Origin of the sequence: Streptomyces sp. NPDC059787 (assembly GCF_042732315.1) — a bacterium.
GTDB lineage: Bacteria > Actinomycetota > Actinomycetes > Streptomycetales > Streptomycetaceae > Streptomyces > Streptomyces atrovirens.
This window is the reverse complement of record NZ_JBHWHX010000046.1, coordinates 1-11,260: the sequence shown is the minus strand read 5'-3', so window position 1 is coordinate 11,260 and position 11,260 is coordinate 1. Positions and strand designations below refer to the sequence as shown.

10 protein-coding genes are annotated in these 11,260 nt (G+C 71.4%); 3 read left to right on the top strand and 7 right to left on the bottom strand.

All coding sequences use genetic code 11. The annotated features are described in order from the left end of the window. Positions 1 to 260 precede the first annotated feature (260 nt). The 3 genes from ACFV5H_RS31005 to ACFV5H_RS30995 all read left to right on the top strand — a co-directional run bounded on the left by ACFV5H_RS31005 (position 261) and on the right by ACFV5H_RS30995 (position 4,418). The gene (locus ACFV5H_RS31005; protein ID WP_385058134.1) at positions 261 to 1,712 is read left to right on the top strand and encodes an alkaline phosphatase PhoX; all 1,452 of its coding nucleotides are present in this window, start codon (positions 261 to 263) and stop codon (positions 1,710 to 1,712) included. A 477-nt stretch (positions 1,713 to 2,189) separates the two neighbouring features. Then, positions 2,190 to 3,773, top strand: coding sequence for a TROVE domain-containing protein (locus tag ACFV5H_RS31000; protein WP_385198248.1), 1,584 nt, complete (start codon positions 2,190 to 2,192; stop codon positions 3,771 to 3,773). 78 nt (positions 3,774 to 3,851) lie between these two features. Next, complete coding sequence (locus ACFV5H_RS30995; RefSeq protein WP_385198246.1) at positions 3,852 to 4,418, top strand: TetR/AcrR family transcriptional regulator; 567 nt, start codon at positions 3,852 to 3,854, stop codon at positions 4,416 to 4,418. A gap of 30 nt (positions 4,419 to 4,448) precedes the next feature. Here ACFV5H_RS30995 and ACFV5H_RS30990 read toward each other — a convergent pair whose 3' ends face one another. The 7 genes from ACFV5H_RS30990 to ACFV5H_RS30960 form a co-directional block, all read right to left on the bottom strand. Further along, complete coding sequence (locus ACFV5H_RS30990) at positions 4,449 to 5,615, bottom strand: TerD family protein (protein ID WP_385058144.1); 1,167 nt, start codon at positions 5,613 to 5,615, stop codon at positions 4,449 to 4,451. 85 nt (positions 5,616 to 5,700) lie between these two features. Beyond that, a complete protein-coding gene (locus ACFV5H_RS30985) occupies positions 5,701 to 5,925 on the bottom strand; it encodes a hypothetical protein (protein ID WP_385058128.1) in 225 nt (74 codons plus the stop codon). Between the two features lie 29 nt (positions 5,926 to 5,954). Continuing rightward, positions 5,955 to 6,944, bottom strand: coding sequence for a zinc-dependent alcohol dehydrogenase family protein (locus ACFV5H_RS30980; RefSeq protein WP_385058126.1), 990 nt, complete (start codon positions 6,942 to 6,944; stop codon positions 5,955 to 5,957). Continuing rightward, positions 6,941 to 7,792, bottom strand: a complete 852-nt coding sequence (locus ACFV5H_RS30975; RefSeq protein ID WP_385058124.1) for a carbohydrate ABC transporter permease — start codon at positions 7,790 to 7,792, stop codon at positions 6,941 to 6,943. Before ACFV5H_RS30975 ends, ACFV5H_RS30980 begins: the two co-directional genes overlap by 4 nt. Beyond that, positions 7,789 to 8,730 (bottom strand): carbohydrate ABC transporter permease, encoded by a 942-nt coding sequence (locus ACFV5H_RS30970; protein WP_385058122.1) that lies wholly within the window; start codon positions 8,728 to 8,730, stop codon positions 7,789 to 7,791. The genes ACFV5H_RS30975 and ACFV5H_RS30970 overlap by 4 nt, the downstream gene beginning before the upstream one ends. Then, entirely contained in the window at positions 8,727 to 10,100 is a 1,374-nt protein-coding gene (locus ACFV5H_RS30965) for an ABC transporter substrate-binding protein (protein ID WP_385198244.1), read from the bottom strand. Before ACFV5H_RS30965 ends, ACFV5H_RS30970 begins: the two co-directional genes overlap by 4 nt. 100 nt (positions 10,101 to 10,200) lie before the next feature. Further along, positions 10,201 to 10,971, bottom strand: a complete 771-nt coding sequence (locus ACFV5H_RS30960) for a DeoR/GlpR family DNA-binding transcription regulator (RefSeq protein ID WP_385058119.1) — start codon at positions 10,969 to 10,971, stop codon at positions 10,201 to 10,203. Positions 10,972 to 11,260 lie beyond the last annotated feature (289 nt).

The following is an 11,260-nucleotide window of genomic DNA, read 5'->3' as shown; positions in this document are numbered from 1 at the left end:
GGTGCGGGGCGGGACCCGGGCGGTTCACGGAAGGGAGAACCACCGTGACCCCCGGTGTTCAACCGGCGTTCAGGCATGGGCGGGAGCGTGGCGGGAGCGGGGCGGGTCCGGCGGACGGTGTGGTGCGGGACCCGGGCGGTTCACGGAAGGGAGAACCACCGTGACCCCCGGTGTTCAACCGGCGTTCAGGCATGGGCGGGAGCGTGGCGGGCGCACGGGATCGCCACCCTCCACGGTCCAGCCACGTCACAGGAGACAGCATGTCGCTCACCCGCAGGGACTTCACCAGGACGTCCGCGATCGCCGGTGTCACGCTGGCAGGCAGTGTGGCCGCCCTCGCCTCCGCGCCCAACGCCCTCGCGGCCGCCGACACCGAGAGCGCGGACGAAGGGGCCGGGGACGCGGCCGGGCGGCACGGCGGGGTCGGGTACGGGCCGCTCGTCCCGGACCCGGACGGACTCCTCGCCCTGCCCGCCGGGTTCACCTACCGCGTCCTCACCCACAGCGGCAGGACCCGGCTGGAGTCGGGGGAGTTCACGCCCGCCGACCACGACGGCACCGCCGCCTTCCCCGGGCCTCGCGGCAGCACCCTCCTGGTCAACAACCACGAGATGGACGGCCCGCGCGACGAGCGGGAGTTCCCCGTCCCGCTCGCCGAGGGCCTGGTCTACGACCCGGCCGCGCCCGGTGGCTGCACCGTCGTCGAGGTGCGCCGGGACGGCAGCGTCGCCGAATGGGTCGGCATCGCCGGCACCGCCCAGAACTGCGCCGGCGGCACCACCCCCTGGGGCACCTGGCTCACCTGCGAGGAGAACTCCGACCGGGCCGGCCAGAACGGCATGACCAAGGACCACGGCTACGTCTTCGAGGTCGACCCCGCCGACCGGCGCGCCAACCGCGACCCCAAGCCGCTGAAGTTCTTCGGCCGTTACGACCACGAGGCCGTCGTCATCGACACCAAGCGCGGCCACGCCTACCTCACCGAGGACGCCGACGAGCCCAACGGCCTGTTCTACCGCTGGACCCCGCCGGAGGGCTTCCGCTACGGCCCCGGCACCCTGCGCACCCTCGCCGACGACGCCGGCGTCCTCCAGGCACCCAAGTGCTACGACTCCGGCGGCCGGTACGTCGACGACCTCTCCCGCGCCACGAGGACCGGCACGGTGTACGGCGTCGACTGGGTGGACGTACCCGACCGCGACGCGCGGACCGTCGACGTGCGCGAGCAGTTCGAGGACGGCGAGGTCACCCGCGCCCGCAAGCTGGAGGGCATGTGGTGGGGTGACGGCGGGGCGTACATCGTCTCCTCGTACGCCCGCGAGGAGAGCCCCGTGCAGCACGACGGCCAGGTCTGGTTCTACGACCCCAGGCGCCGCACGCTGACCCTGAAGGTCCTGCTCGGCGCAGACCGGGACCCGGCGGAGGACGGCGCCTTCGACGGTCCCGACAACATCACCGTCTCACCGTACGGCGGTCTGGTCATCGCCGAGGACGGCGAGGGCGTGCAGCACCTGTTCGGGGCCACCGACAGCGGACGCACCTACCCCATCGCCCGCAACGAACTGAACATCGGCACCGAGGACGAGCCGGAGTTCAGCGAATTCACCGGCGTCACCTTCTCGCCCGACGGCAAGACCCTCTACGCCAACATCCAGGAACCGGGCATCATGCTGGCCATCACGGGGCCCTGGAAGCGGCAGAAGCGCCGGTGATTAATTCGCTCGCCCGACCGAGGGCCGCCCTCCTAGAGTGATGCACGTCCAGGTGCGAAGGCAGGACCTACTTCCACTCATAATGGGGCGGTCACGGGTTCGAGTCCCGTCGCCGGCACAACGCGCCGGTGTAGCTCAGGGGTTAGAGCACCACGTCGGTTCCGCCGGCCTTGATCTCTGGACACCACAACTTCATGCACCTCCCGGTGCGCGGGCGACGGCTCCTTCGCTGTGAACGAATCCAGGCCGCCGCCGACCTGATCTCGGGAGGTGCGGCATTTGGTGGGTGCCCGGTGCGCAGGCAGCGGGTACTTCCCGGATCGGGTTCACTGCGGGTTCGAATCCCGTCATCGGCCTCGGGTCGGTGTGGCGGAAACGGAAGACGCGCCCGACTTGTTCCGCAGCCGACTCGTTTCTCGGGCACCCTCCTTTGTCGCGCCTCCTTCCGACAGTGGAACGAATTCGGGGGAATTCACCATGGCGCGATTCAACACCCGGGCCGCCAAGGCGCAGCCGGCGTCGCGTGTGACGTCGACCGGCCGTGTACTGCGTACGTACGAGGGGGGCCGAGGCCGCGAGCGGGAGCCGCGCTCCGAGCTTTTTCTGCTCGCCGTCTCCAACTTCGTGACACAGCAGGCCTTCTACGAGACCGGCGACGACCGCGACGACCGGTTCGCGCGGCTCGTGCGCGAGCTCGCCGTGAGCGACCCGTCCTGGACGGCCGGGCTGCTCGGCTGGCTGCGCGGCGAGGGCAACCTGCGGACCGCGTCGATCGTGGGCGCCGCCGAGTACGTCAAGGCCCGCCTGGACGCCGACGCGACCGGCGGCCCGTCGAACCGGCAGGTCGTGGACTCCGTACTGCGGCGCCCCGACGAGCCCGGCGAACTGCTCGCGTACTGGACCGCCCGGTACGGGCGCAACATTCCCAAGCCCGTCAAGCGCGGTGTCGCCGACGCCGTACGACGGCTCTACGGCGGCAAGTCCCTGCTGAAGTACGACACCGCCGCCAAGGGCTACCGCTTCGGCGACATCCTCAACCTGGTGCACGCGGCCCCCGACCCGGACAAGCCGTGGCAGGGCGAACTGTTCCGGTACGCCCTCGACCGCCGGCACAACCCGGACACCGCGGTGCCGCCCGCCTCGAACCGGGTCCTCACCGCGCACCGCGAGCTGATGGCGCTGCCCGTCGAGGAACGGCGCGCGGTCGTCACGGCACCCGACGGGGCCGAGCGGCTCGCCGCCGCGGGCATCACCTGGGAGGCGCTGGCGGGCTGGCTCCAGGGGCCGATGGACAGGGCCGCCTGGGAGGCCGTGATTCCGTCCATGGGGACGATGGCCCTCGTGAGGAACCTGAGGAACTTCGACGAGGCCGGGGTCTCCGACGAGGCCGCCGCGCGGGTGGCCGCCCGGATCGCCGACCCGGCGGAGGTCGCGCGGTCGCGGCAGTTCCCCTTCCGGTACCTCGCCGCGTACCGGCACGCGCCGTCGCTGCGCTGGTCGTACCCGCTGGAGCAGGCGCTCGGCCACTCGCTGGCCAACGTGCCCGCGCTGCCCGGCCGCACCCTGGTGCTCGTCGACCGCTCCGGCTCGATGTTCTACTCGCGGATGTCGGACCGTTCCGAGCTCACCCGCGCGGACGCGGCGGCGGTCTTCGGCACGGCGCTCGCGCTGCGCGCCCAGAAGGCGGACCTCGTCGAGTTCGGCTCGACGAGCAACCCGGTGCCGTTCCGCCGGGGCGAGTCGGTGCTGAAGATCCTCGGCCGGTTCGGCGACCTCGGCGGCACCGACACCACCGGGGCGGTGCGCCGGCACTACAAGCGGCACGACCGCGTGCTGATCGTCACCGACGAGCAGTACGCCTACAGCCACCACGGTGACCCGACCGAGCAGGTCCCGGCCGAGGTACCGGTCTACACCTGGAACCTCGCCGGGTACCGCGCGGGCCACGGCCCGTCGGGCACCGCGAACCGGCACACCTTCGGCGGTCTCTCCGACGCGGCCTTCCGGATGGTTCCGCTGCTGGAGGCCGGCCGGGACGCCGACTGGCCGTGGGCCGCGTGAGGGGCTGCTCGGGGCCGGGGCCCTCCCCGGCCCCCGCTCGATAGGGTGGGGGAGGTTCCCGGTGGTGAGGAGTGGCTGATGGCGCAGGTCAGATCCATGCGCGCGGACGCCCGCCGCAATCGCGGACTGCTCCTTGAGGCCGCGGTGGAGGCGTTCGCCGCGCACGGTGAGGGAGCCTCGCTCGACGACATCGCCAAGCGGGCGGGCGTCGGGTCCGGCACGCTCTACCGGCATTTCCCGACGCGTCAGGCGCTGCTGGAGGCCGCGTACGTCGACCGCATCGAGTCGATCGCGGCGCGGGCCGGTGAGCTGGCCGAGCGGCTGCCGCCGGGCGAGGCGCTGGTGGAGTGGCTGAACGAACTCGGCGCCGGGATGCTCCGGATCCGGGGGCTGCGGGTGCTGCTGGGTGCCGCCGTCGGGGACGGCGGAACGGAGTGCTGCGATCCGCTGAAGAGCGCGGTGGACCGGCTGGTCGGGGCGGCGCGGGAGGCGGGCGTGCTGCGGCGTGACGTCGAGCCCGTCGACGTGCTGCGGCTGGCCCACGGGGTGGCGACGGCCTCGGAGCTGGCGGGCGGGGAGGGTACGGAGATCCGCCGGTACCTGGAGCTGCTGATGACCGGACTGAGGGACCGGGGCGCCCCCTGAGCGGGGGCGCCCGGTGGCTCGCGGGAGTGGTTACAGCGCCTGGGCGGCCGGCTTCACCATTCCCCGTACGGTGCGGGACTTCACGAAGTCGCCCATCGCGGTCATCTCCCACTCGCCGGAGAACTGGCGGATCAGCTTCGCCATCATCACGCCCGTCTGCGGTTCGGCGCTCGTGAGGTCGAAGCGGACCAGTTCCTCGCCCGTGGTGGCGTCCAGCAGGCGGCAGTACGCCTTGGCGACCTCGGTGAACTTCTGGCCGGAGAAGGAGTTGACCGTGAAGACCAGGCCGGTGACGTCCATGGGGAGCCGGCCGAGGTCGACGGTGATCACCTCGTCGTCCCCGCCGCCCTCGCCGGTGAGGTTGTCGCCGGAGTGGCGGATCGCGCCGTTCACGATCTGGAGCTTGCCGAAGTAGCAGCTGTCGATGTGGTTGCGCTGCGGGCCGTAGGCGATGACCGAGGCGTCGAGGTCGATGTCCTTGCCGCGGTAGGCCGGCTCCCAGCCGAGGCCCATCTTGACCTGGGACAGCAGTGGCTGGCCGCCCTTGATCAGGGAGACGGTCTGGTTCTTCTGGAGGCTGACCCGGCCCTTGTCGAGGTTGATCTTCCCGGTGCCGGGGGCGGGGGCGGGCGGTGCCGGGGGAGCGGCGGGCGCGGCGGGTGCGGTGGCCGGCATGGGGGGTGCCTGCGGGGTGGCCGCCGGCTGGGGCGGGGCGGCTGCCGGTTCCTCGACCGTGACGCCGAAGTCGGTGGCGATGCCGGCCAGGCCGTTGGCGTAGCCCTGGCCGACGGCGCGGGCCTTCCAGGCGCCGTTGCGCAGGTAGATCTCGACGACCACCAGGGCCGTCTCGGTGCCGAGGGCCGGGGGTGTGAAGGTGGCCAGGACCGCGTTGTCGTCCGCGTTGCGGAGGGTGGCGGTGGGTTCGATGCCCTGGAAGGTCTGGCCGGCGGCGTCGGGGCTGGCGGTGACGACGATCTTCTCGATGCCGGGGGGTACGGCCGTGGTGTCGACCGTGATGCCGCCGGCGCGGTAGGTCACGCCCGGGCCGGTGGGCTGGTTGTAGAAGATGAAGTCGTCGTCGGAGCGCACCTTGCCGTCGGCGGTGAGCAGGAGGCCCGATACGTCGAGGCGCACGGGGGCGGCGACGTCCACCGTCACGTGGGCGGTGGGGAGAGGGATGTTCGAGCCGGGGGTCATTGCGGTCATGCCGGGTGAACGAGCGGGGGCGTTTTACCGTTCCCTTACCTGTGGCCCGTTCGGCGCATTCGGTTTCCGGCCGGGCTCAGCGCCGGTTGCGGGGGTGGTCGCGGGCGGTGCGTTCGTTGCCGCGCTTGTAGTTCCCCGTCCAGCGGGCCATGACGAGCTGGGGGTCGGAAGCGGTGGTGACCTCGGTGAGGAAGCGGGCGGCCCGGTCGCCCTGGAGGGTGGTCGCGGGGCGGTTGCGGTGGGTGATGTGGACGGTTCCGGTGGCGTGGGCCTCGTAGGCGAAGCCGCTGGGTCTGGGCATGCCGGGGATGGTACGGGGGCGAAAAACCTTTACGGCACCACCACGATCTTCCGTCCCACGCCCGCCGCGAACTGGTCCAGGGCCTGGGGGTACTGGTCCAGGGGGAGGCGGTCGCTGATGAAGACGTCCGGGTCCAGGACACCCCCGGCGAACAGCTCCGCCGCCCGCTCGTAGCTGTGCAGGACGGCCATCGAGCCGGTGATGGTGATCTCCTGGTTGTAGATCCGGTACGGATCGATCGTCACCCGCGTCGCGTAGTCGGCCACCCCGAACTGGAGGAACGTACCGGCCTTGGCCACCCGCTCCAGCCCGTCCTGGATCGCCGCCGCGTTCCCCGTCGCGTCGATGACGAGATCCCACCCCTGGGGCCGGTCCAGCTCGTCCGGCGACGCCGCCGACGCGGAGACACCCAACCCCCGCGCCGTCTCCAGCCGCGCCGGATTCAGGTCCACCATGTCGACGCTCGCCGCGCCCGTCCGCTTCGCCAGCTCCAGCATCATCAGGCCCATCGTCCCGGACCCGTAGATCAGGACGTGGGCGCCGAGCCGGGACTGCAGCACGTCGTAGCCGCGCACCGCGCACGACAGCGGCTCGATCAGCGCCGCGTCCTGCGTGCGGACGTGCTCGGGGAGCTTCACGCAGTTCGCCACGGGAGCCACGGCGTACTGCGCCGCGCCGCCCGCCGTGGTGACGCCGATCGCCGCCCAGCGCTCGCAGAGGTTGTTGTGGCCGGTACGGCAGTAGCGGCACTCGTAGCAGTACAGGGAGGGGTCCACCGCGACCCGGTCGCCGAGGGACACCTCCGTGACCTGGGCGCCGACGCCGACCACCTCGCCGGCGAACTCGTGCCCCGGCACGATCGGCAGCTTCGGCGCGAACTCGCCCTGGAGGATGTGCAGGTCCGTGCCGCACAGCCCGCACGCGGCGACCTCGACGACGACGTCGCGCGGCCCTGGCGTCGGGTCCGGGACCTCGGCGACGACGGCCTTGCCCACGGACTCGATGACGGCGGCCTTCATTTCACGGCTCCCAACGACAGGCCCTGGACGAGTTTGTCCTGGGCGGCGAACCCCGCGGCGAGCACCGGCAGGGAGATGACGAGCGACGCGGCGCACACCTTGGCCAGGAACAGGCCCTGGCTGGTGATGAAGCCGGTCAGGAAGACGGGGGCGGTCTCGGCGACCACGCCCGTCAGGACCCGGGCGAAGAGCAGTTCGTTCCAGCTGAAGATGAAGCAGATGAGGGAGGTCGCGGCGATGCCGGGGAGGGCGATCGGGGCGACCACCCGGACCAGGACCGTGGGCAGCTTCGCGCCGTCCACCCGGGCCGCCTCGATGATCGCGACCGGGACCTCGGCCAGGAAGGACTGCATCATCCACACCGCGATCGGCAGGTTCATGGAGGTGTAGAGGACGACCAGCAGCCAGATGTTGTCCAGCATCCCGGCGTTCTTGGCGAACAGGTAGATCGGCAGCAGGCCCGCCACCACGGGCAGCATCTTGGTGGACAGGAAGAAGAACAGGACGTCCGTCCACTTCCTCACCGGGCGGATGGACAGGGCGTACGCCGCGGGCAGCGCCAGGACCAGGACGAACAGGGTCGACACGACCGACGCCACCGCCGAGTTGACCAGCGCCGGCCAGGGGCTGGCGCCGCCGCCCGCGCCGAAGAACTCGCGGTAGCCGTCGAGGGTGAGGGCGGCGCCGAAGGACGGCGGGTTGGTGGCCGCGTCCGTCTCGGAGTGGAAGGACGTCAGCGCCATCCAGGCGATGGGCAGGAAGAACACGATGCCGGCCAGCCAGGCGACCAGGCCGAGACCCGCTCCGCCGCGGAACCGGCCGCGGGTGCGTACGGCGATGCTGCTCATGCGCGGGACACCTCCTCGCGGAACAGGGACGACACCACGCGCAGGGCGAAGGTCGCGATGATGATGGAGCCGATGACGACCAGGACGCCGGCGGCCGAGGCGAGGCCGTTCTCGTGGGCCTGGTAGAAGGTCTGGTAGACGGTGTAGGGCAGGTTGGCGGTGCCCAGGCCGCCGGACGTGATGGTGAAGACCGCGTCGAAGTTCTGCACGATGTAGATCGAGCCGAGCAGGGCGCCCAGTTCGAGGTAGCGGCGCAGGTGGGGCAGGGTGAGGTGGACGAAGATCTGCCAGTCGCTCGCGCCGTCGACGCGGGCGGCCTCGATCTGCTGCTGGTCCCGGCTCTGCAGTCCGGCGAGCAGGATCAGCATCATGAACGGGGTCCACTGCCACACCAGTGAGGCCTCGACGGCGAGCAGCGGGGTGCCCGAGATCCAGTCGGGCTGAGGGCCGCCGACGTAGTGCAGCAGGCCGTTGAGGAGGCCGTACTCCGGGTTGTAGAGGACGTGTTTCCACAGCAGGGCCGCCGCCACCGGGACCACCAGGAACGGGGCGATGAGCAGGGTGCGCACGATGCCCCGGCCGCGGAACCTCCGGTCCAGGAGGAGGGCGAGGAGCAGTCCGAGGGCCAGGCTGGCCAGGACGACCGCCACGGTCAGCAGGATCGTCGTCCAGACGGACTTGCGCAGGGCCGCGTCGGTGAGGACCTCCTGGTAGTTCTCGAAGCCGGCGAAGCTGCGGGCGTCGGGGTAGAGGGAGTTCCAGTCGAAGAAGGAGATCACCAGGGTCGCCACGAAGGGCAGCTGGGTGACCACGATCATGAAGATCAGGGCGGGCAGCAGCGGGGCGCGGGTGGCCCACGCGCGGAGCCGGGCGGAGGGCCGGCGAGGGGCGGAGCGTGTCTCTGGTGCGGCCACGGGGGCCGTCGTCGTGGCGGTCATCGTCCCTCGTACTCCTCGGAGATCTCTTCTGCGAGCTGCTGGGACTTCTTCAGGGCCGACTCGACGGACTGGCGTCCGGCGATGGCCGCGCTGATCTCCTGGGAGACCTTGGTGCCGAGATCGGTGAACTCGGGGATGCCGACGAACTGGATGCCGGGCGCCGGACGGGGCTGGACGCCGGGGTCGTCGGGCCGGGCCTGTGCGATGGCCTCCTTGGTCATCTCCTGGAAGGCGGCGGCCTCCGCGCGGTAGTCGGGGTTGTCGTAGGTGGAGGCGCGTTTGCCGGCCGGGATGTTTGACCAGCCGATCTCGTCGCCGACGAGCTGCTCGTACTCCTTGCTGGAGGCCCAGGAGACGAACTTCCAGGCGTTGTCGGGGTTGCGGGAGGCGTCCTGGATGCCCCAGGCCCAGGTGTAGAGCCAGCCGGAGGACTCGGTCTTCTCGACGGGCGCGGGGGCGTAGCCGACCTCGCCCTTGACGGGGGAGCCGTCGGCCTCCAGGGAGCCGGCCGCGGAGGTGGCGTCGTACCACATGGCGACCTTGCCCTGGGTCATGTTGTTGAGGCACTCGGCGAAGCCGGCCTGCGGGGCGCCGGACTCGCCGTGCTCGCGGACCAGGTCGACGTAGAACTTCGTCGCCTTCTCCCACTCGGGGGAGTCGAGCCTCGCGTTCCAGTCCTCGTCGAACCAGGTGCCGCCGAAGGTGTTCACCACGGTGGTCAGCGGGGCCATGATCTCGCCCCAGCCGGGCAGTCCGCGCAGACAGATGCCCTTCATGCCCGGTTCGGCCCCGTCGAGTTCGGCGGCGAGGCCGGCGACCTGCTGCCAGGTGGGGGCGGCGGGCATCTCCAGGCCCTCCCTGTCGAAGACGTCCCTGCGGTACATCAGGAAGGACGACTCGCCGTAGAAGGGCTGGCCGTAGAGCTTGCCGTCGTCGCCGGTGAGGGACCGGCGCATCGGTTCGAGGACGTCCTGCTGGTCGTAGTCCGGGTCCCCGTCGACGTAGGAGTCCATCTCCTTCAGCCAGCCGTTGCGGGCGTAGATGGGGATCTCGTAGTTGGACAGGGTGGCCACGTCGTACTGGCCGGCCTGGTTGGCGAAGTCCTGGCTGATCTTGTCGCGGACGTCGTTCTCCGGCAGCACGGTGAAGTTGACCTCGATGCCGGTGTCCTTGGTGAAGTGGTCGGCGGTCAGTTTCTGCAACTCGACCATCTGCGGGTTGTTGACCATCAGGACGTTGATGGAGTCACCGCCGGATCCGGCCCCGCCCGCTCCGACCCAGCAGCCGGAGAGCAGCGGGGCGAGCAGCGTCCCTGCGGCGACCGCGGCGAGTGCGGCTCGCGGCGGCCTCCGTCGGCTCTGGGTTTGCATGGATCACTCCTCGACAAGGCGGTCTTATAGGGGGATAGCGGGCGTCGCTCGGCGTGGCTCGGCCCGGGGGACGGGAAACGGTGTGCTGATCCGGTCTTCTTCAGACCCGGACGACCTGCGGCCCCAGCAGGGAGTAGCGATGGGCCTCGGCCGCCGGGAGCAGGGTGCTCGTGACGATCGCCTCCAGCGCGCCGACCTCGGCGAACCGGCAGAAGCTGACCGCCCCGAACTTGGTGTGGACGCCCGCGAACACCACCCGGCGGGAGGCCCGCACCGCCTGCGCCTTGACCTCGCTGACCGCCGGGTCGGGCGTGGTCAGTCCGTGTTCGCGGGAGATCCCGTTGGCGCCGATGAACGCCAGGTCGATGACGAAACCGGCGAGCATCTTCGTCGTCCAGTGGTCGACGGTGGCGAGGGTGCCGGGGCGGACCCGGCCGCCGAGCAGCAGGACGGACGCGGTGCCGCTCTCCGCGAGCGCGCCCGCGACCGGCAGGGAGGCGGTGACCACGGTGAGGGGCCGGTCGGTGGGCAGGGCCTCGGCGATGAGCTGCGGGGTGAAGCCCTCGTCGACGAAGACCGTCTCGGCGTCCCCGATCAGCTCGGCCGCGGCGGTCGCGACCCGGCGCTTCTCGGGGACGTGGCTGGTGGCGCGGAAGGCGAGCGTCGTCTCGAAGCCGGCGCTCTCCACGGGATAGGCCCCGCCGTGGGTGCGGCGCACCAGACCGTGGTCCTCCAGGGCGCGCAGATCCCGCCGTACGGTCTCCTTGGCCACGCCCAGTTCGGCGGCGAGCGCGCTGACGTCGACCGCGCCGGTGGTGCGCGCCACCCGTACGATCTCCCGCTGGCGCTCTTCGGCCGTCCTGTGGCTCATGGCCGGACACCCGCTTCCTGATCTCGCTGCCCGTTCGGGCCCGGTGGGACCCATGCAGGAAGTTGTACAGCGGGCTTTCGCTGCTGACCAGGTCTGTTGCGGGCCCGTTCCTGCCCGGTTGTGCCCGTTCGGCTCGCGCAGTGCCCGGCTCGGACCTGGGCGGGCGCGGGGGAACGGGTGGGAGCGGGCAGCGCGGATGCCCGCATACGGCGGCGGGGGGGGGCGGGGGGGGGGCCCGGGGGGGGCCCGGCCCCACGCCTGGGGCGTTGCCCGGCGCCGGGTGCACGAG

Coding starts and splice junctions, on each gene's coding strand:
- ACFV5H_RS31005 (WP_385058134.1), top strand. CDS start 261: ATGTCGCTCACCCGCAGGGACTTCACCAGGACGTCCGCGATCGCCGGT.
- ACFV5H_RS31000 (WP_385198248.1), top strand. CDS start 2,190: ATGGCGCGATTCAACACCCGGGCCGCCAAGGCGCAGCCGGCGTCGCGT.
- ACFV5H_RS30995 (WP_385198246.1), top strand. CDS start 3,852: ATGGCGCAGGTCAGATCCATGCGCGCGGACGCCCGCCGCAATCGCGGA.
- ACFV5H_RS30990 (WP_385058144.1), bottom strand. CDS start 5,615: ATGACCCCCGGCTCGAACATCCCTCTCCCCACCGCCCACGTGACGGTG.
- ACFV5H_RS30985 (WP_385058128.1), bottom strand. CDS start 5,925: ATGCCCAGACCCAGCGGCTTCGCCTACGAGGCCCACGCCACCGGAACC.
- ACFV5H_RS30980 (WP_385058126.1), bottom strand. CDS start 6,944: ATGAAGGCCGCCGTCATCGAGTCCGTGGGCAAGGCCGTCGTCGCCGAG.
- ACFV5H_RS30975 (WP_385058124.1), bottom strand. CDS start 7,792: ATGAGCAGCATCGCCGTACGCACCCGCGGCCGGTTCCGCGGCGGAGCG.
- ACFV5H_RS30970 (WP_385058122.1), bottom strand. CDS start 8,730: ATGACCGCCACGACGACGGCCCCCGTGGCCGCACCAGAGACACGCTCC.
- ACFV5H_RS30965 (WP_385198244.1), bottom strand. CDS start 10,100: ATGCAAACCCAGAGCCGACGGAGGCCGCCGCGAGCCGCACTCGCCGCG.
- ACFV5H_RS30960 (WP_385058119.1), bottom strand. CDS start 10,971: ATGAGCCACAGGACGGCCGAAGAGCGCCAGCGGGAGATCGTACGGGTG.